We start from the raw sequence: 20061 nt of genomic DNA, 5'->3' as shown, positions 1-20061 counted from the left end.
CTAGGGCGCGGCCACCGCCGCCTGGGGGCGGATGGGGAGGCGGTTGACGGGGCGGCCGGTGGCGGAGCGGACGGCGGAGGCCACGGCGGCGGGGGAGGTGACCACCGGGACGGCGCTGGCGGCCTTGGCGCCGAAGGGGGCCACCACGTCGCGTTCTTCGACGAGTTTGACGATGCGGATGTCCGGGGCGTCCAGGGAGGTCGGGAGTGCGTAGCCGGTGAGGTCGGGGTGGCGGACCAGGCCGCGGGCGGTGCGGAGGTTCTCGGTGAGGGCGGCGCCGACGCCCTGGGTGACGCCCGCTTCGATGCGGGTGGCGAGCTGGGCGGGGTTGAGGACGCGGCCCACGTCCTGGGCGACGGCCATTTCGACGACGCGGATGGAGCCGAGCTCGATGTCGACGTCCACCACCGCGCGGATGGCGCAGAAGGCGAGGCCCACGAAGGCGTCGCCCTGGCCGGCGTCGTCGAGGGGTTCGGTGGGGTGGGGGCGGCACTGGGCGGTGGCCCAGAGTTCCTTGCCGTCCATGGCCTCGGTGACGGTGGTGGACAGGACGCCGTCGTAGGAGGTGATCTTGCCGTCGGTGATCTGGAGCAGTTCGGTGGACATGCCGAACTTGTGCGCCAGGGGCTGGAGCAGTTGGGTCCTGACCATCTTGGCGGCGCGCTCGACCGCGCCGCCCGACACCCAGGTGTGGCGGCCGTGCGTCGCCGGGCCGGCGGGGGGCTGGTCGGTGTCGACGGAGGCGACGTGGACCTCGTCGATGCCCAGGGTCTCCTGGACGATCTGCCGGGCGAGGGTGGAGAAGCCCTGCCCGGTCTCGACGGCCGCGCAGATGACCGTCGCGACGCCGTCGTGGACCTTGACCGTGGCCGTGGACACCTCGTCGGTGCCCTCGGCGCCGAGCATGTGGACCATCCCGAGCGCGTAGCCGACGCCTCGGCGTACGGCGCCGGGCTCGCCCGCGCCCTCCGGGCCGCCGGGGAGCAGCCAGCCGTCCTCCGGGGAGTCCTTGGGGAGGGCGGGGAGGGGGAAGTCACGGACGGCCTGGAGGAGTTCGGCGACCGGGGCCGGGCAGGTGACCGTCTGACCGGTGGGCAGGATGTCGCCGGTGGCGAGGGCGTTGCGCAGACGCAGCTCGGCGGGGTCCATGCCCAGGCGCGCGGCGAGCTTGTCCATCTGGGCCTCGTACGCGGCGCAGACCTGCATCGCGCCTTCGCCGCGCACATGGCCGGAGGGCGGGTTGTTGGTGCGTACCGCCCAGCCCTCGACGAACGCGTGCGGGACGACGTACGGGCCGCAGGCGAAGGCGACGGCGGCGGCGAGCGACTCGGAGGACGCCTCGGCGTACGCGCCCGCGTCCAGGAGGATCTGCGCCTCGACCTTGACCAGGCGGCCCTCCGCGTCCGCGTGGTGGCGGTAGCGCAGCAGGGTGGGGTGGCGGTGGGCGTGGCCGAGGAAGGACTCCTCGCGGGTGGCGGCCAGTTTGACCGGGCAGCCGGTACGGAGGGCGAGGAGGCCCAGCGGGATCTGGAAGCCGGGGTCCTCGCGGTCGCCGGTGGCGCCCGGAACGCCGGTGACGACCACCTTGACCTGCTCGGGGGTGAGGCCGAAGCAGGCGGCGGCCAGGTCGCGGTCGGTGTGCGGGTCGGTGGAGGCGGTGTAGATGTCGACGCCGCCATCCGGGCGGGGCACCGCGAGCCCGGCCTCGGCCCCGATGGGCGCCGGGTCCTGGCGGCCGATGCGGTACAGGCCCTCGACGATGACCTCGCCGGTCGCCTCCGGGTCGCCGTAGCGCAGCGGGATGTGGCGGATCAGGTTGCCGTCCGGGTGGAGGGGCGGGGCGGCGAAGGCCTTCTCGGGGTCGGTGACCGGGTCGAGGATCTCGTACTCGACGGCGATGGCCGCGGCCGCCAGACGGGCCGTGTCCGGGTGGTCGGCGGCGACCGCCGCGATGGCCTCGCCGTGGTGGCGTACGAGGTCGGAGGCGAAGACGGGGCGGTCGGCGACCGTGCGGCCGTACGTGGCGTCCCCGGGCACGTCCGCGTGGGTCACCACGGCCCGTACGCCCGGCATCTCGGCGGCGGCCGTGGTGTCGATCGAGACCACGCGCGCGTGCGCGTGCGGGGAGCGGAGGACCGCCGCCCAGAGCAGGCCCTCGGCCCACAGGTCGGAGGCGTACGGGAAGGTGCCCTCCGTCTTGGCGCGGGCGTCGGCGGGCGGGAGCGACGCGCCCAGCCCGTGGGCCGGCAGCTCCTGCTGGGGCCCCTGGGGGCCGTCGACCGCCGGGATGGCGGTGGCCGCGTCGTTGCTCACGCCATGCCTCCGTCGTGCGGGTGGGGGATCTGGTGCGGGATACGGGGCTGGGCGGCGCCCCCGGCCCCGTCGGAGGCCGCGGCGGCCGCGGAGGCCTCGGAGGCTTCCGCAGCGGCGGCCGCGGCGGCGGCGCGTTCGGCGACGACCTCCCGTACGGCGTCGAGGACGCCGCGGTAGCCGGTGCAGCGGCAGAGGTTGCCGCAGAGCGCCTGGCGGGTCTCCAGCTCGCTCGGGGCGTGGTTGCCCTCGAGGAGGTCGTGCACGGTCATGGCCATGCCCGGGATGCAGAAGCCGCACTGGACGGCTCCGCCGGTGGCGAGGGCGCGCTGGACGTCGGACGGCTCGCCGTCCTTGGCCAGCCCCTCGACGGTGCGCACCTCACTGCCGGCCGCGGTGGCGGCGGGCACCAGGCAGGAGGCGACGAGACGGCCGTCGACCTGGACGTTGCAGGCGCCGCACTCACCCTGCGAGCAGCCGTCCTTGGCGCCGGCGAGGCCGAGCCGTTCGCGCAGCACGTACAGCAGGGATTCGCCGATCCACGCCTCGGTGACGGGGCGGTCGGTGCCGTTGACGCGCAGCACGTACGAGATGTGCGGGTGCTCGTCGCTGTCCGTGACGTGGGTGGCGGCCGGGGGCGCCGCCGCCTCTTGGGCCGGTTCCTGAGCCGGTTCCTGAGCCTGTCCTTGGGCCGGTTCCTGAGCCGGTTCCTGAGCCTGTCCTTGGGCCGGTTCCTGGGCCGGTTCCTGGGCCGGTTCCAGGACCGGGTCATGAACCGGATCCGGTTCCGGATGCGGGCTCGGTTCCGGATTCCGTTCCGGTTCCGGTTCCGGCGTCGGATCCGGCGCCGGTCTCGGTTCCGGGGCGTCCTCGGCCGGGACTGGGGCCGCGTCATGGGCCGGCTCCGGCGTCGCCCATGGCGCGGGCGCACCGCCCGGCAGGGTGGCCGGGGGGTTGCCGCTCGTCCACTGCGAGGCCAGCGCCGACGTCGTGAACTCGCCCGACTCGTCCGGAAGATCCCCCTGGGCGACCGGGATCGTCCACTGCCCGGTCAGCTCCGAGGGAGCGGGTGCGGGCGCCGCCGGGAAGTTCCACTGCGCCGTCGCGTTCGGGTCGTGCGTCGCCCACGCCTCCGGCGGCACGTACCCGTGCCCGGGCGCCTCCAGTGGGGCGCCGCTCGTGGACATGTCGGGCGGCAGCTGGACGAAGGCGGTGGCGTCGCCGTCGTACTCGCCCTGGGGCGTCGGCTGCCAGCCGCCCTGCCCCTGCCCCTGCTGGTTCTCGTTCTCGTCGGTGGTCACGACAGCGCCCTCCCCAGTACCCGTCGGGCCAGCGCGGCGACCGTGCGCCGCAGGTGCAGTACGGCGGGCGGCAACTGCTCCTCGCCCGGCGGGTCCGGGATGCACGCGGCCGCGACGTATTCGCCGAACGCCGTCAGCGCCTCCGGCGCCAGCCCCCGGTCGCCGTCCCAGTCGATGAGCGAGGCGATCCAGCGCTCCGCCTCCAGCGGCCGCAGCGGCATCGGGGCGATCGCCCCGACCGCGCAGCGCACGCCGCGCCGCGCCGGGTCCAGGACGACCGCGACGGACGCGGTGGCCCGCCCGGGGCCGGTCCGGCCGGTCGCCTTCAGGAACACCTGCGGGGCGTGCAGGAGGGGGACGCGTACGAAACCGATCAGTTCGGCCGGGCCGAGCAGCTCCCGGCCCGCCAGCAGGTGCGTCACCGGGATCTCGCGCGTACCGCCCGGGCCCGCGACGACCAGGTCCGCCTCCAGGGCGGCCAGCACGGGCAGGGAGTCGCCCGTGGGCGCGGCGGTGACGATGTTGCCGCCCAGGGTGCCCGCGTTGCGGATCTGGGGCGGTCCGGCCGCGCGGGCGGCGGCGGCCAGGGCGGGGATGAGCGCCGCGAAGTCGGGGCGGCCCATGCGCGCGTGCGTGAGGCCGGCGCCCAGCAGGGCGTGGCCGTCCTGGTACTGCCAGCCCCGGATCTCGTTGACGCGGCCGAGGCCGACGAGGCCGGCGGGGCGCAACTGGCCCTTGTTGACGGCGGCCATCAGATCCGTACCGCCCGCCACGGGCACGGCGGCGGGCATGGCGCTGAGCGCCGCCACGGCCTCGCCGAGCGTGGCCGGCAGCGTCACGGACTGCGCCGCCTGCGGTGCGTGCGTGGTCAACCCAGCTGCCCCTTCCCGGTGTCCCGGCTGTCCCGGCTGTCCCGCCTGTGTTGCCGTACCGTACGTGCTCACAGCCCCGACGTGGCAACTCTGGCACATCTTCGAGGCCGCTCGACGCGAGGGTCCACGAAGGACGCATCCGCCCCGGACATCCCGTGACCTGCGAGATGGACCGGTTTGCCACGCCCTTGGCGGCACGCGCGGATTGCCACTTCTCGGCGACCTTGTACGACTTATTCCTGGCGGGTCGGCGGGCCCCACGGTCCCAGGTGCCGGGCTCGGGCGCGTGGGCCTTGCCCCGGGGCTCACACGTTTGGCGGCGCCCCCTCGATCGGGCGTCCGAGCACCCCCGGTCGCCTCTGCCACGGCAACGGGCCGCCGGGCGGGCGGTAGTCGACGCCGAGCGCGTCGAGGCGCCGGTAGTGGGCGGTCATGCGGCGCTCGAAGTCCGCGAAGTCGCGCTCGGCGGGGGCGGCCGGGAGCCGGGTGGACCAGGCCACCTCGGCGAAGGCGGCGAGGCGCGGGAAGACCTGGTAGTCGACGCGGGAACGGCTCTCCATGACCTCGGTCCAGACGTTGGCCTGGGTGCCGATGACGTGCGCGGCGGCGTCCGGGGACAGCCCCGGCGGTACGGGCTCGAAGCGGTAGACGTCCTCCAGGGTGCGTACGTAGCCGATCGGCACCGGCTCGTCGGCGCCGCCGTCCTGCCGGTGGTCCAGGTACACGTGCTGCTCGGGGCACATGACGACGTCGTGGCCCGCCTCGGCGGCGGCGATCCCGCCGGCGTACCCACGCCAGGAGGACACGGCGGCGCCGGGCGCGAGGCCGCCTTCCAGGATCTCGTCCCACCCGATCAGGCGGCGGCCCCTGTCCGCCAGCCAGCGGTCGAAGTGCCGGATGAACCACGCCTGGAGCTCCTCCTCGCCGGCGAGCCCGAGTTCCTCGATGCGGGCCTGGGCGACCGGGGAGGCCTTCCACTGGTCCTTGGGGCACTCGTCGCCGCCGAGGTGGATGAAGGGCGACGGGAAGAGAGCGAGGACTTCCTCGAGTACGCCTTCGTAGAAGCGGAGGGTGCTGTCAGTGGGGGCGAGTACGTTCGGATTGATGCCCCAGGTGTCCCAGACGGGGAGGGTGGTCGTGTCGATGACGTCGGTGTTGCCGAGCTCCGGATATGCGGCGATGGCGGCCTGCGAGTGGCCGGGTATGTCGATCTCGGGTACGACGCGGATATGCCGCTCGGCGGCGTACGCGACGATCTCGCGGATGTCGTCCTGGGTGTAGTAACCGCCGTGCGGGGTGTCGTTCCAGAGGTCCGAGGCCCGGTGCCCCCACTTCGTACGCGTCCGCCAGGCGCCGATCTCGGTGAGCCGGGGATACCGCTCGATCTCGATGCGCCAGCCCTGGTCGTCGGTGAGGTGGAGGTGGAGGACGTTGAGCTTGTGGGCGGCGAGGAGGTCGACGTAGCGCAGGACGTCGTCCTTGGGGAGGAAGTGGCGGGCGACGTCGAGCATGACGCCGCGCCAGGAGAAGCGGGGGCCGTCTTCGACGGTGACCATGGGCAGCTCCCACTCCCGGCCGGCCGGCCCGATGGGCGCCTTGCGGTACGCGTCGGGGCCGAGCAGTTGACGGAGCGTCTGGGCCCCCCAGAACACCCCGGCGGCGCTGCCTCCCTCGATGACGACCGCGACGTCTTCGACGGAGCCGTCGGTGGACAGCCGGTAGCCCTCCGGGCCGTACTCCCGTTCCACGCGCGCGCTGATCCGCAGCAGGATCCCGCGCGGATCCCTGCCGGGCGCCAGCGGGAGACCGGTGGCGGCGCCGATCGTGGCGCGGAGCCGGCGGGCCACGCCCTCGGTTCCGGGGCGCGCGTCCAGTGTCGTGCCCTCGTCGAGCGAGAGGTAGCCCGGGGAGCTCCCCCGGCACGCGGCGGTACGGGGCGCCGGGATCAGGTCCGTGAGCTCCACGGGGTCCATCGAGTCGTGCGGGTCCACCGGTTCCGCCTTTCGGGGTGCGGGAGTTCGGGAGTTCGGTTCGAAAGAAGCGGCGGCGCGTCAGTCCTTGACCGCGCCGCCCAGGCCCGAAACAAGGCGGCGCTGTACGAGTACGAAGAAGACCAGCACCGGGATGGTCATCACGGTCGACGCGGCCATGATGCCGCCCCAGTCGTTCTCGTCCGGCTTGAAGAAGACGAGCAGGGCCATGGGGAGCGTCGACTGGGAGGTGTCGCTGATGATGAACGACTTGGCGAACAGGAAGTCGTTCCACGTCGAGATGAAGGAGAAGACGCTCGTCGCGACGAGCCCGGGGAAGACCAGCGGGAAGAGGATCTGCCACAGGAAGCGGGTCCGGCTCGCGCCGTCGATGTACGCGGCCTCCTCCAGGACCTCCGGGACCGCCTTGACGAAGCCGCGCAGCATCCAGATCGCGAAGGGGAGGGAGAAGGCGATGTGCGGCAGGATCAGCGAGCCGAGGGTGTTGAGCTGGCCGAGGTCCCGCATGAGGAAGAACAGCGGGATGGTGAGCGCCTCGATCGGCACCATCTGCGCGACCAGGAACATCACCAGCAGCGTCGTACGGAGCCGGAAGCGGAACCGGGTGACCGCCGTCGCCGCGAGGAACGCGATGAGCGCGGAGGCGACGACGACGGCGGAGGCGACCAGCAGGCTGTTGAGGAAGTAGCGGCCGAAGTCCTGCTGTTCGAAGACGCGGCGGAAGGAGTCGAGGGACGGGGACAGGGTCCAGGGGCGGGGGTTCGTGGACTGGATCTCGCCGGCCGGTTTCAGGGCGGAGAGGGCCATCCAGTACAGGGGGAAGGCGACGACGGCCGCCACGAGGAGGGCGGTGGCCTCGGCGGCGAGGCGCCAGGGGCGGTGGACGCGACGTATCGGGCTCACAGCTCTTCTCCCTGACGGCGCAGCAGGCGGAGGTACACCAGGGTGACCGCGAGCAGGATGAGCAGCATGACGACGCCGATCGCGGAGCCGAGGCTGTACTGGGAGGACGCGAAGGCCTTCTGGTACGCGTAGACGTTCAGGACGAGGTTCTGGCCGGCGATGCCACCGCCGTTCGTCATCACGTAGATCTGGGTGAAGACCTTGAAGTCCCAGATGACCGACTGGATGGTGACGACGACCAGGATGGGCCGGAGCATCGGGGCGGTGACGGAGCGCCAGGTCCGCCACTGGGAGGCGCCGTCGAGGGCGGCGGCCTCCAGGACCTCGGAGGGGATGGCCCTGATGCCCGCGTAGACGGTGACCATCACGAACGGGAACGAGCACCAGACGACCTCGAACAGGACGAGCGCGAAGGCGCTGTAGCGCCCGTACGTCCAGGAGAAGTCGCCCAGGCCGAGCAGCCTGTTGACGGGACCGAAGTCCGGGTCGAAGAGGAACACCCAGACGGTGGAACCGGTGATGGCGGGCGTCGCCCACGCGCCCAGCGCGGCCAGCATGAGCGCGAGGCGGGGCACGGCGCGGACGCGGGTGAGGAGTACGGCGAGGGCGCACCCGACGGCCAGGGTGGCGACGACACACGCGGCGGCGAACAGCACAGTGGCGAGGAGGACCTGCCAGAACTGCGGGTCACGGAAGAGGGCCGCGTAGTTGCCCAGGCCCTGGAAGGAGGTCGGTTCGCCACCGCTGACCTGGGCCTGGGTGTACTCCAGGAACGAGATGAGCCCGAGCTGGTAGATGGGGTACACGAGCAGGGCACCCAGCACGACCAGCGCGGGCGCGAGGTACATCCACGGGGCCCGTCCCCCGTGCCGCCCCGGCGCCGTCCGGCCCTTCGCCGACCACCCGCCCCGGCCGCCGCGCTTCCCCGAACCGGGGAGGGCACCCTGGCCGGACGGGATGGACGGGGTGGACGGGCCGGCCGGGATCACGTCGGACGTCATCGGGTCAGCCCGCCGCCGAGGCGAACGCCGCGTTCATCTTCTTCGCCGCGTCGTCGGACGCCGTCGCCACGTCCTTACGGCCGCTCACGATCTCCTGGAACATCGTCGGCAGGACCAGCGAGGCGTCGATCCCGCCCCAGCCCGGGGAGGCGGGGACGAACTTGGTACCGGCCGACAGCGTGTCGATGAACGGCTTCACGAACGGCTGCTTCTTCGCCGCCTCCGCCCGCACGTCCGCGTACGTCGGCAGGAAGCCCATCGCGTCGAACAGCCTCCGCTGCGTGTCCTTACCCGCCAGCGACTTCATCAGGTCCACGGCCAGCGTGCGGTGCGAACTGCTCTTCAGTACGCCGATGTTGTTGCCGCCCGCGAACGCCGGCGCTATGGACCCGGCGGTCACGCCCGGCAGCGGGACGACCGCGTACCTGCCCTTCGCCTCGCCCGCCTCCACCGCCGCGCGGCTGAAGTCGCCGCCGATCGCCATCGCGGCCTTGCCCGAGGCGAAGGCCGTGACGGTCGCGTTGCCGCCCATGGAGGCGCACTTGGCGGCCGGGCAGTTGTCGTCGCTGAAGAGCGAGGTGTACGCGGTGATGCCCGTGCGGGCGGCCGCGCCGTTGATGACGGAGGTGTACGAGCCGTTCTTCTCCGTGGCCAGTTCGCCGCCGTTCGCCCAGATGAAGGGCAGCGCGCCGTACGTGTACGCGCCGCCGACGGCGATGCCGTACAGCTCCGGCTTCGCCGTGCGGATCTTCTTCGCGGTCGCGATCAGTTCGGCCTGCGTCCTGGGCGGGGCGAGGCCCAGTTCCCTGAACACGTCGGTGCGGTAGTACAGGGCCCGTACGCCGACGAAGAGCGGTGCGCCGTACACCTTGCCGTCCACCGTGACCGACGCCCGCGCGGTCGGGTCGGTGTCCTTGGCCTCGGCCCAGGCGCCGAACTCGGCGGTGACGTCGGCGAGTCCGCCGTCCTTCACGTACCCGGCGGTGTCGGTGTTGCCGTACTCGATGACGTCCGGCGCGCTCGCCGGGTCGTTGAAGGCGGCCTTGACGCGCTGCGCCCGGGTGTCGACGGGGATGTACTCGACCTTGACATCGGCGCCCTCGTGCCGCTTCTCGAAGGCGGCGACGGCCGCGTCGACGACCTGCTCCTTGGGCTTGTTGTTGACCTCCTGGAAGAGCCAGACGCGAAGGGTGCCGGTCTTCGCGTCCTCCTTCGCGCCGGTGCCGGCGGAGGTCTGCGGGGCACATGCGGCCATCGCGAGGACGACGAAAGGAGCGACGAGTCGGGCAGGAAGTTTCATGGGCGGATCCCCTCCGAAGGCGTTGCAACATACGCAACGGTCATTTCGTACCGCACAACATGCAGGAGGGTAGAGCCGGCCCGGGACCCCCACAAGAGGTCTCGACCACTTCGTGATCACACGACGACGAAGGCCCCCGGAGCGCGTACACACGTACGCGCTCCGGGGGCCACCGCCCGTACGGCCCGCCGGGCCGGGGGCGTTACTTCTTGTCCTTGCCGCCCTTGTCCTTGTCCTTGTCGCCACCGGCGCCCATGGACTCGTAGATCTCCTTGCACATGGGGCAGACCGGGTACTTCTTCGGGTCACGACCCGGTACCCAGACCTTCCCGCACAGCGCCACCACGGGAGTGCCGTCGAGGGCGCTCGCCATGATCTTGTCCTTCTGGACATAGTGGGCGTAGCGCTCGTGGTCGCCGTCGCCGTGCGACACCTGCGGCGTCGGCTCTACGAGGGTCCCCGTACCTGCCCCGCGCTCGGGCTCAAGAGTGCTCATGAGCTCCAAGGGTACTCACGTCGGCGCCATCCCGGGAGCGAGGCCCCGCGCGCCCGGCGGCGCACACCGGCGTACGGGTGTGAAGCCCGTCACCCACCGGTCTCCGGGGCGGGCAGCCTGGGCACGGCCCGGGCACATGGCCGAAAGTTGTCGTAATTACCCCGAGTGGCCCGACGAGCTCAGTTGAGCGAGGGATCGTCCGGGTACGTGGCGATCATCGCCAGCTCGCTGCGCTGGCGGCGCAGGACCTCCCGCCACAGGGTCTCCGGCCTCGGCGACGAGACGTCCCCCGGCTCGGACTCCACGACGAACCAGGCGCCCTCGGCGAGCTCGTCCTCCAGCTGACCCGGGCCCCACCCCGCGTACCCGGCGAAGATCCGCAAGCTGCCCAGCGCCGCGGCCAGCAGTTCCGGCGGGGTCTCCAGGTCCACGAGCCCGATCGCGCCGTACACCCGCCGCCAGCCCAGCGGCCCCTCGTCGCCCGGGATGACCGCGAGCCCGAGCGCCGCGTCGAGCGAGACCGGACCGCCCTGGAACACCACACCCGGCTCGCCCGCCAGCGGGGCCCACCCTTCGAGGATGTCGCCGACACCGACCGGTGTCGGACGGTTGAGGACCACGCCGAGGGAGCCCTCGTCGTCGTGATCGAGCAGCAGCACCACCGCGCGGTCGAAGTTCGGGTCCGCCAGCGCGGGGGTGGCGACAAGCAGCCGTCCTGTGAGCGAGGACACCTCGGTCATGCCAGACATGATCCCGCATCCCGGCCCTCCGCGGGGGGTGAGCGGCCGACTCGCGACCACCGGGAACGATCCGCTGCTCACACGGCGCCCGGTGTCCGTCCTGGCCGAAAGCGGACCGTAACCGTCCGCAAGGAGTGAAGGACAGAGGGTGTTGTGCCGAATTCATTACATCTGACTGGCGTCCTTGGGCTACCAAGAAGCCCACTCCGCCCCCTTACCCTTTTCCCTGGCCCCCTGCCCCCCTCTCCGGAACGCGAGATTCATGACCGGCACAGACGATGTACTGCTTGTCCACGGCGGAACCCCGCTGGAGGGCGAGATCCGCGTCCGCGGCGCGAAGAACCTCGTGCCCAAGGCGATGGTCGCCGCCCTCCTCGGCAGCGAGCCGAGCCGACTGCGCAATGTGCCCGACATCCGTGACGTCCGCGTCGTCCGCGGACTGCTCCAGCTGCACGGTGTGACCGTCCGCCCCGGCGAGGAGCCGGGCGAGCTGGTCCTGGACCCCACGCACGTCGAGTCCGCCAACGTCGCCGACATCGATGCCCACGCGGGCTCCTCCCGCATCCCGATCCTGTTCTGCGGCCCGCTGCTGCACCGCCTCGGCCACGCCTTCATCCCGGGCCTGGGCGGCTGCGACATCGGCGGCCGGCCGATCGACTTCCACTTCGACGTGCTGCGCCAGTTCGGCGCGACGATCGAGAAGCGGGCGGACGGCCAGTACCTGGAGGCCCCGCAGCGGCTGCGCGGCACGAAGATCCGGCTGCCGTACCCCTCGGTCGGCTCGACCGAGCAGGTGCTGCTGACGGCCGTGCTGGCCGAGGGCGTCACGGAGCTGTCCAACGCGGCGGTGGAGCCGGAGATCGAGGACCTCATCTGCGTTCTGCAGAAGATGGGCGCGATCATCTCCATGGACACCGACCGGACCATCCGGATCACCGGTGTCGACAAGCTCGGCGGCTACACCCACCGCGCGCTCCCTGACCGCCTGGAGGCGGCCTCCTGGGCGAGCGCGGCGCTGGCGACCGAGGGCAACATTTATGTGCGCGGCGCCCAGCAGCGCTCGATGATGACGTTCCTCAACACGTTCCGGAAGGTGGGCGGCGCCTTCGAGATCGACGACGAGGGCATCCGCTTCTGGCACCCGGGCGGCCCGTTGAAGGCGATCGCCCTGGAGACCGACGTACACCCCGGTTTCCAGACCGACTGGCAGCAGCCGCTGGTGGTGGCCCTGACGCAGGCGGCGGGCCTGTCCATCGTCCACGAGACGGTGTACGAGTCGCGGCTCGGGTTCACCTCCGCGCTCAACCAGATGGGTGCGCACATCCAGCTGTACCGGGAGTGCCTGGGCGGCTCGGACTGCCGCTTCGGGCAGCGGAACTTCCTGCACTCGGCGGTCGTGTCGGGCCCGACGAAGCTCCAGGGCGCGGACCTGGTCATCCCGGACCTGCGCGGCGGCTTCTCGTACCTGATCGCGGCGCTCGCGGCGCAGGGCACGTCGCGGGTCCACGGCATCGACCTGATCAACCGCGGCTACGAGAACTTCATGGAGAAGCTCGTGGAGCTCGGCGCGAAGGTCGAACTGCCCGGCAGCGCGATCGTCTGACGCCCCGTAAGCCCTTCCGACGGCCCCTCGCCCCCCGCGAGGGGCCGTCGGCCGTTCCCGGCCCGTACGGGCCCGTAGGGGGCCTGTACGGGCTCGTACGGGGCCGGTACAGGCTCGTTACGGGGCCGGTACGGGCTCGCACGGGGGCCGGGTACGGGCTCGTACGGGGCCGGGTACGGGCGTGTACGGGCTCGTACGGGGCTCTACGCGGCCGCAACGCCGCCGCACGGCCGTCAACGCGCGGAGGCCCGTCGCACGCGGCCGGCGTTACGTGCGGGCGCCGGGACGCGGCCGCAAGAAAGCCGCATCAGCGGCGCACGAGCCGCCGCCCCTGCGGGACGTACGCGCCGCACACACCGGGCCGCACGAGCCCCGCACCAACGGCGCACGGGCCCGCCCGTACGGGACGCACGAGGCCCTATGGCCCGCCCACGGGGGCTGTGCCGGGCAACCACGCACGCGTGCGGTGCTGTGTACCGGGCCGGCCGCGCCGGCCTCCCGCGGCGGACGCCGGGCACGCGGAAGGGCGGCCACCCCCTCAGAGGGGTGGCCGCCCTTCTCAACGCGCCATGGCGGCTTACTTGCCCTTGGCGGCTTCCTTGAGCTTGGAGCCCGCGGAGACCTTCACGCTGAACCCGGCCGGGATGTTGATCGGCTCGCCGGTCTGCGGGTTACGAGCGGTGCGAGCGGCACGCGAGGTGCGCTCGAAGGTCAGGAAGCCGGGGATGGTGACCTTCTCGTCGCCCTTGGCGACGACCTCACCGACGGTCTCGGCGAGCGCGGCCAGCACGGCGTCGGCGTCCTTGCGGGTCACCTCGGCGCGGTCGGCCAGGGCGGCCACCAGCTCACTGCGGTTCATGTTGTTACTCCCGTGTTCTTCTTGCTGTTGAGGCGTGCCACGCGGCGGAGCCGCATATTGGGCACAGCGAAGCCGATGCTGCCAGGGCCCTCGGACAGTCCCCGGGCCCGGGTCTGCTGTCAGACCCTCGCGCCCGAATACGCATCCTGCCCCCACCAGCGGCGGGAAAGCCAATCCGGCACCCTCCGGAGTCACACGAAAAGCGCCACAGCCCCGCCGTGGTGACGTTGGGTCGACTCCTCCGAGACTCTCCGAGACTTCCCGGGGCCGAACCGCCACCCTAAAGGCGGGTTTACGGCCCCGGGAGTCACGACGCGCCGGAGGTCAGACGGACGTGGGCGCCGTCACACCGGAGCCGGCGGCCTTCGCGGCCTCGCGCACCGCGCCCGCCACCGCGCCCGCGACCTTGTCGTTGAAGACCGACGGGATGATGTAGTTCGGGTTCAGCTCGTCCTCGGTGACGACGTTCGCGAGGGCGGTCGCCGCCGCCAGCATCATCTCCGTGTTGACCGTGCGCGACTGGGCGTCGAGCAGGCCGCGGAAGACGCCCGGGAAGACCAGCACGTTGTTGATCTGGTTGGGGAAGTCGGACCGTCCCGTGGCCACAACTGCCGCCGTCTGGCGGGCGATTGCCGGCTCGACCTCGGGGTCCGGGTTCGCGAGCGCGAACACGATCGCGCCGTCCGCCATGCCCGCCACGTCATCGCCGGACAGGACGTTCGGGGCGGACACGCCGATGAAGACGTCGGCGCCGTGGACGGCCTCCTTGAGGGTGCCGGTGACGCCCTCGGGGTTGGTGTTGTCGGCGATCCAGCGCAGCGGCGACTCGGAGTCGGCGGCGACGAGGTCCTCGCGGCCCGCGTGGACGACGCCGTGGATGTCGGCGACGACCGCGTGCTTGACGCCCGCCGCGATCAGCAGCTTGAGGATGGCCGTACCGGCCGCTCCGGCGCCCGACATGACGACCCGTACGTCGCCGATGGCCTTGCCGACGACCCGGAGGGCGTTGGTCAGGGCGGCGAGGACGACGATCGCGGTGCCGTGCTGGTCGTCGTGGAAGACGGGGATGTCCAGGGCCTCGCGCAGCCGCGCCTCGATCTCGAAGCAGCGGGGTGCGGAGATGTCCTCCAGGTTGATGCCGGCGAAGCCGGGGGCGATCGCCTTGACGATCTCGACGATGGCGTCGGAGTCCTGGGTGTCCAGGCAGATGGGCCAGGCGTCGATGCCGGCGAACCGCTTGAAGAGGGCCGCCTTGCCCTCCATGACCGGCAGCGCGGCCTTGGGGCCGATGTTGCCCAGGCCCAGTACGGCGGAGCCGTCCGTCACAACTGCGACGGAATTGCGCTTGATGGTGAGGCGGCGGGCGTCCTCGGGGTTCTCGGCGATCGCCATGCACACGCGGGCGACGCCGGGCGTGTAGACCATGGAGAGGTCGTCACGGTTGCGGATGGGGTGTTTGGACGCCATCTCGATCTTGCCGCCGAGGTGCATCAGGAACGTACGGTCGGAGACCTTGCCGAGGACGACGCCCTCGATGCCGCGCAGCTTCTCGACGATCTCCTCGGCGTGCGCCGTGGACGTGGCGGCGATGGTGACGTCGATCCGCAGCTTCTCGTGGCCCGACGCGGTGACGTCGAGGCCGGTGACCGAGCCGCCGGAGGATTCCACAGCCGTGGTGAGCTGGGAGACCGCGGTTCCGCTCGCGGGCACCTCCAGCCGGACCGTCATCGAGTACGAGACGCTGGGCGCCGTTGCCATGGCCGTGTTCCTCTGCTTTCCCTGGTTCGTTGCCGCGCCGCGCCGGCGGGTGGCCGGGCGGAGCCCTCCGATGGTCGCACCTACCTGCGAGTAGCAGGTAATAGCGGTCGTTTCGGTCGTTCAGTTTTTCGGAAACTGTTTTCCACCATACGAGAGATCATGGTCTTGGCGGAAGCCCCAACGGACAAACGACAGCAGGCCCGCGCCATCGGAGGATGACACGGACCTGCTGTTCACTGCTTGAGTGGCACCGACCCGCCATGCTCGCCTCGCGGCAAGTGGTCGCTCGTAGCGACGAAGGTTGGGCCCGGGGGCTTGGATCGAGCCGGTGCCACCACCCAGGCTAACAAACCGCCCCGGTAAGTGATCCCCCTCCCGCGCGTTCAGTCCCTGAGCAGGTCCGGCACGCCGTCCGCGTCCGGTTCGTCCCGCCGCCCCGACACCACCGTCAGCTGCTGCGTCGCGCGCGTCAGCGCCACGTACAGCACCCGCAGGCCGGCCGGGGACTCGTCGGCGATCTCCGCCGGGGAGACGACGACCGTCGCGTCGTACTCCAGGCCCTTCGCCTCCAGGCTGCCCAGCGCCACCACCCGGTCGCCCAGGTCCGCCAGCCACCGCGCCACGTGCCCGCGCCGGTTCATCGCCACCACGACGCCCACCGTGCCGTCCACCCGGTCCAGCAGCCGCCGCGCCTCCTCGCGTACGACGTCGGCGAGGTCCCCGTCCCGCACGGCGACGAAACGCGGCTCCACGCCCGTGGAGCGGACCGCCCGCGGCGCCTCCATCCCCGGCATGGCGAGGGCCAGCACCTTCGAGGCGAGCTCCGCGATCTCGGCCGGGTTGCGGTAGTTCACCGTCAGCTCGAAGCGGCGGCGCGGCCGGGTGCCCAGCGCCTCGTCCCGCGCCCCGGCCGCCTCGTCCGGCAACGGCCACGACGACTGGGCCGGGTCGCCCACCACCGTCCACGTGGCGTGCCGCCCGCGCCGGCCCACCATCCGCCACTGCATGGGCGTGAGGTCCTGCGCCTCGTCGACGATCACGTGGGCGTACTCGGTCCGCTCCTCTGCCAGCCGCTCGGCCCGCTCGCGCTGGGTCTCCTCCCGTACCGGCATCAGCTCCTCCAGCCCCGTGAGCTGGTCCAGCGGGTCCAGCTCCCGCTTCTTGCGCGGGCGCGCCGGGGCGCCGAGCAGCGTCTGGAGCTCGTCCAGCAGCGCCACGTCGTGCACGGAGAGCTCGTCGCGTCTGAGGGAGCGGGCCAGGCGCCGCACCTCGCCCGGGTTGAGCACCCGGCGCGCCCAGCGGCCCAGCCGCTTCTCGTCGGCCATCGCTTCCAGGACGCGCCGGGGTGTGAGCTCGGGCCACCAGGCGTTCAGGAACTCGATGAAGCTGTCCTCGGTGGTCACGTCCTCGTCGAAGGAGGAGCGCAGCTCGGCGGCGAGCTCCGCGTCACCGGGGTGCCGCGATGCCGCGCCCGACTTGGTGTACAGGGCGTCCAGCAGCAGCTTGCGGGCCCGGGGGCGCAGCAGGTTGACCGGCGCCGTGCCGCCGAGCACGGCGTGCCGGATCCGGGCCAGCTCCTCGCCCTCCAGCTCCAGGCGGCGCCCGAAGGCCACCACCCGCAGCCGCTCGGGCGCGTCGCCCAGCTCCAGGGCGCCCCGCACGGCCTTGCGCAGCACGGCTCGCATCCGGGAGGAGCCCTTGACGCGGGCGACGGCCGGCTCGTCGTACGCCGTGGCCTCCGCCCCGTCGACCAGGCTGCCGACCGCGCGGATCGCCACCTGGCCCTCCTCGCCCAGCGACGGCAGGACGCCCTCGGTGTAGGCGACCAGCAGCGGGGTCGGCGAGACGATCAGGATGCCGCCCGCGTATCTGCGCCGGTCCTGGTAGAGCAGGTAGGCCGCGCGGTGCAGCGCGACCGCCGTCTTGCCGGTGCCGGGACCGCCCTCGACGTACGTCACGGAGGCGGCGGGCGCGCGGATGACCAGGTCCTGCTCCGCCTGGATGGAGGAGACGATGTCGCGCATGGTGTGGCTGCGCGCCTGCCCGAGCGCGGCCATCAGCGCACCGTCGCCGATCACCGCCAGCTCCTCGCCGCCGAGCCGGGCCTTCAGCTCGGGGCGCATCAGGTCGTCCTCGACGCCGAGGACCTTGCGGCCCCGGGAGCGGATGACCCGACGGCGTACCACCCGGCCCGGGTCGACCGGTGTGGAGCGGTAGAACGGCGCGGCGGCCGGGGCGCGCCAGTCGATGACCAGCGGCGCGTAGTCGGAGTCGAGGACGCCGATGCGGCCGATGTGCAGGGTCTCGCCGATGTCGGCGGTGCTGTCCGGGCGTACGGCGTCGTCGGCGGGCTCGACGGAGGTGTACGCGCCGTCCGGGCCCTTCTTGCCGTCCTTGCCGTACAGCAGGTCGATGCGGCCGAAGAGGAAGTCCTCGTACTCGTTGTTGAGCCGGTTGAGGTGGATACCGGCCCGGAACACCTGGGCGTCCCGCTCGGCGAGCGCGCCGGGCGTGCCGACCTGGCCGCGCTTGGCGGCGTCGTTCATCAGGAACTCCGCCTCGTGGATCTTCTCCTCGAGGCGGCGGTACACCTGATCCAGATGGTCCTGTTCGATACCGATCTCTCGGTCCCGGACCGTATCGACACCACGGTCGGCTTCCTGCGCGGCCACCGAGGCCCCCTTCTGACGTGCTGGGCAGCCGTCGAGCGTACGCCACGGGAAGGGGGTATGTCAGGCGGTGGCCGCGTCGACCTCCACCAGGCGCTGTCCGTCGAACGTCCGGACCTCGAAGTGGTCGATGTCGTTCCGGTCCATGGCGGCGCCCCCGTGGACGTACAGCGGGTTCTTGCCGACCTCGTGCGTGCTGCCCGGGATGCCGTATCCCCACTTCGGGACGGCCCAGGACGTGACGACCTCCTCCTCACCGGTCTTGGAGACGGCGATCAGGTTGCACTTGAGCGGGCCCTTGACGTTCTTCAGCTCCAGGACCGTGTGGGTGCCCCAGGCCTTCTTCTCCATGCCGACGGTGGCGCTGACCTTGGTGGACGCGTCGGTGTGCTGGACCTTCTCATCCATATGGTGGAAGAAGGCGTCCTCGGCGGGGCTGGTGGGGTGCGGGTCGATCGCCTGGTTGGTCCGGTTCGTCTCCTCGCCGGAGGTGGCGACGAACGCGGCCGTGGGACCGCCGATGATCAGCGCGGCGGCCGCCGCGACCAGGAAACGGCTGCGGCGGCGGCGCTGGGCCCGTTTGGCGGCCACCTCGTCGACGAGGCGGTCCAGCATGGGTGCCGGTGGCGCGCCGCGGGCGCCGGGCCGGTCCGGCACCGGGAGGACGACGGGCTGGGCCGCCGGGCCGGGGGCCTCGGCGAGCATGGCCAGCATCGGTTCCATCCCGGAGAACTCCTCCAGGTGGTGGGCGCACAGGTCGCAGCCCGCCAGATGCGCCTCGAAGGCGGTGGCTTCGGCGTCGTCCAGAATGCCGAGCACGTACGCGCCGACGGCGTCGTGCACCGACTCGTTCCCCTGTGGAGCGTGGTGCGACGTCATGCCGAGATCCCCCTCTCCTCCAGCGCGAGCTTCATCGAACGCAGTGCGTAGAACACCCGGGACCGGACGGTCCCGCTGGGTATGCCGAGGATCTCGGCAGCCTCGTTGACCGTACGCCCCTTGAAATAGGTCTCGACCAAGACTTCCCGGTGAGCCGGGGTCAAATCGTCGAGCGCATCAGAGAGCGTCATCAGCCACAACGCCTTGTCGATCTCGTCCTCCGCGGGCATGACCTCGAGCGGCGACGGATCGACCTCCTGCGGCCGGGCCTGCCGGCTGCGGTGGCCGTCGATGACGATACGCCGGGCGACCGTCACCAGCCAGGGTCGGACAGAGCCGGTCGCCCGATTGAGCTGACCGGCGTTCTTCCAGGCACGGATGAGCGTCTCCTGTACGACGTCCTCGGCGCGCTGGCGGTCGCCGGCGACGAGGCGGAGTACATAGGCGAGCAGGGGCCCGGCGTGTTCACGGTAGAGGGCCCGCATCAACTCTTCGTCCGGGACGTCGGGTTGGGTGCGGGCGGGCACCGCTCGATGCCGGGCTCGATGCGTCCCCCGACGGTCATCGGCCACGGCGGCATCCTTGCGCACCTGGAACCTCCCGGTCGAGACCTTGATCTGACTCGTTGTCCCCCATCACTACGGACGCGGCAGCCGATCGACTCAACGCGGGGAGATTCTTTCTCAGGAAGTTTTCGGAACTAGCCGTGTGTACGCGCCCGGTGACGGGCCACCCGCTCCCGGTTGCCGCACATTTCGCTGGAGCACCAGCGGCGCCGGCGCCCCCGCGAGGTGTCCAGGTACACACGCCGGCAGCGCTCCCCCTCGCACTGGCGCAGCCGGGCGCGGGTGGCCGGGTCGGTGAGCAGCTCGACGGCGTCGCGGGCGACGACCGCGAGGAGAGCTCCGCAGTCGGGCGGGGCGGTCAAGGCCCGTACGAGGCGGCCTTCTTCGCCCGGTACGGCGCGGGGCGCGGGCGGCGGGGCGGCGGCGAGGGCGTTGAGGTGGTCGAGGCGGGGGCCGGCGTACCGGCCGTGGCCGGCGAGTTCGTCCCGTACCAACCCGTCGATGTCCCGGGCGAGTTCGGCGAACCGTTCCACCCAGTGCCCGTCCACCGCGTCGAGCGGGGTGCCCGCCGGTACGAGCCCGGCGGTGTGGAGCCACTGTGCGAGCCGCCCGGCGTCGGACGGCGGCTCGGCCATCAAATCCAGGCAGAGCCGCCCGGAGTGGAACCGCCATGCCACCATGCGCCCCAGAGTGCCCGCCCGGACCCCGGACCGGAACCCCGCCTACCCGATCGGTGGGCCCTCGTCGGCGGGGTCGGCGTGGCCGGAGTACGCCCATTGCGCGAGCGCGTCGGCATGGTTCGCCCCCTGAGTC

Annotated in this window: 16 protein-coding genes; 1 reads left to right on the top strand and 15 read right to left on the bottom strand. The window is 72.1% G+C overall.

Features of this window, described 5'->3' with window-relative positions; all coding sequences use genetic code 11:
- From BKD26_RS00245 to BKD26_RS00205, 9 genes are all read right to left on the bottom strand, one after another.
- Positions 1 to 2313: a xanthine dehydrogenase family protein molybdopterin-binding subunit gene (locus BKD26_RS00245; RefSeq protein WP_084894461.1), complete on the bottom strand. Its 2313-nt coding sequence runs from the start codon at positions 2311 to 2313 to the stop codon at positions 1 to 3.
- Positions 2310 to 3611: a (2Fe-2S)-binding protein gene (locus BKD26_RS00240; RefSeq protein ID WP_241518446.1), complete on the bottom strand. Its 1302-nt coding sequence runs from the start codon at positions 3609 to 3611 to the stop codon at positions 2310 to 2312. Before BKD26_RS00240 ends, BKD26_RS00245 begins: the two co-directional genes overlap by 4 nt.
- The gene (locus BKD26_RS00235; protein WP_084894458.1) at positions 3608 to 4483 is read right to left on the bottom strand and encodes an FAD binding domain-containing protein; all 876 of its coding nucleotides are present in this window, start codon (positions 4481 to 4483) and stop codon (positions 3608 to 3610) included. Before BKD26_RS00235 ends, BKD26_RS00240 begins: the two co-directional genes overlap by 4 nt.
- Positions 4484 to 4788: 305 nt before the next feature.
- Complete coding sequence (locus BKD26_RS00230; protein WP_084895274.1) at positions 4789 to 6456, bottom strand: beta-N-acetylhexosaminidase; 1668 nt, start codon at positions 6454 to 6456, stop codon at positions 4789 to 4791.
- Between the two features lie 78 nt (positions 6457 to 6534).
- Entirely contained in the window at positions 6535 to 7377 is an 843-nt protein-coding gene (locus BKD26_RS00225; RefSeq protein ID WP_084894455.1) for a carbohydrate ABC transporter permease, read from the bottom strand.
- On the bottom strand, positions 7374 to 8378 hold the full coding sequence (locus BKD26_RS00220) for a sugar ABC transporter permease (RefSeq protein WP_084894452.1): 1005 nt from the start codon (positions 8376 to 8378) through the stop codon (positions 7374 to 7376). The genes BKD26_RS00225 and BKD26_RS00220 overlap by 4 nt, the downstream gene beginning before the upstream one ends.
- A 4-nt stretch (positions 8379 to 8382) precedes the next feature.
- A complete protein-coding gene (locus tag BKD26_RS00215) occupies positions 8383 to 9678 on the bottom strand; it encodes an extracellular solute-binding protein (RefSeq protein ID WP_084894450.1) in 1296 nt (431 codons plus the stop codon).
- Between the two features lie 202 nt (positions 9679 to 9880).
- On the bottom strand, positions 9881 to 10174 hold the full coding sequence (locus BKD26_RS00210; RefSeq protein WP_084894448.1) for a DUF3039 domain-containing protein: 294 nt from the start codon (positions 10172 to 10174) through the stop codon (positions 9881 to 9883).
- Between the two features lie 179 nt (positions 10175 to 10353).
- Entirely contained in the window at positions 10354 to 10914 is a 561-nt protein-coding gene (locus tag BKD26_RS00205) for a YqgE/AlgH family protein (protein WP_073750575.1), read from the bottom strand.
- A 262-nt stretch (positions 10915 to 11176) separates the two neighbouring features.
- On the opposite strand from BKD26_RS00205, the gene murA reads away from it, so the two are divergent.
- Positions 11177 to 12517, top strand: coding sequence for a UDP-N-acetylglucosamine 1-carboxyvinyltransferase (gene murA, locus BKD26_RS00200; RefSeq protein WP_073750574.1), 1341 nt, complete (start codon positions 11177 to 11179; stop codon positions 12515 to 12517).
- Between the two features lie 577 nt (positions 12518 to 13094).
- On the opposite strand, the gene BKD26_RS00195 is transcribed toward murA, so the two are convergent.
- The 6 genes from BKD26_RS00195 to BKD26_RS00170 all read right to left on the bottom strand — a co-directional run bounded on the left by BKD26_RS00195 (position 13095) and on the right by BKD26_RS00170 (position 19928).
- Positions 13095 to 13376, bottom strand: a complete 282-nt coding sequence (locus tag BKD26_RS00195; RefSeq protein WP_084894445.1) for an HU family DNA-binding protein — start codon at positions 13374 to 13376, stop codon at positions 13095 to 13097.
- 324 nt (positions 13377 to 13700) lie between these two features.
- The gene (locus BKD26_RS00190; RefSeq protein ID WP_084894443.1) at positions 13701 to 15134 is read right to left on the bottom strand and encodes an NAD-dependent malic enzyme; all 1434 of its coding nucleotides are present in this window, start codon (positions 15132 to 15134) and stop codon (positions 13701 to 13703) included.
- A 383-nt stretch (positions 15135 to 15517) separates the two neighbouring features.
- The gene (locus BKD26_RS00185) at positions 15518 to 17806 is read right to left on the bottom strand and encodes a UvrD-helicase domain-containing protein (RefSeq protein WP_084894441.1); all 2289 of its coding nucleotides are present in this window, start codon (positions 17804 to 17806) and stop codon (positions 15518 to 15520) included.
- A 60-nt stretch (positions 17807 to 17866) separates the two neighbouring features.
- Positions 17867 to 18682 carry a zf-HC2 domain-containing protein gene (locus BKD26_RS00180; protein ID WP_084894439.1) on the bottom strand — a complete coding sequence of 272 codons (816 nt, stop codon included), beginning with the start codon at positions 18680 to 18682 and terminating at the stop codon, positions 17867 to 17869.
- Positions 18679 to 19272, bottom strand: a complete 594-nt coding sequence (locus BKD26_RS00175; protein WP_064072166.1) for a sigma-70 family RNA polymerase sigma factor — start codon at positions 19270 to 19272, stop codon at positions 18679 to 18681. Before BKD26_RS00175 ends, BKD26_RS00180 begins: the two co-directional genes overlap by 4 nt.
- Positions 19273 to 19382: 110 nt before the next feature.
- Positions 19383 to 19928 carry a CGNR zinc finger domain-containing protein gene (locus BKD26_RS00170; RefSeq protein WP_084894438.1) on the bottom strand — a complete coding sequence of 182 codons (546 nt, stop codon included), beginning with the start codon at positions 19926 to 19928 and terminating at the stop codon, positions 19383 to 19385.
- Positions 19929 to 20061: the final 133 nt, after the last annotated feature.

This window comes from Streptomyces sp. CB03238, from assembly GCF_002099185.1.
GTDB lineage: Bacteria > Actinomycetota > Actinomycetes > Streptomycetales > Streptomycetaceae > Streptomyces.
This window is presented reverse-complemented; position numbering and strand designations above follow the sequence as displayed.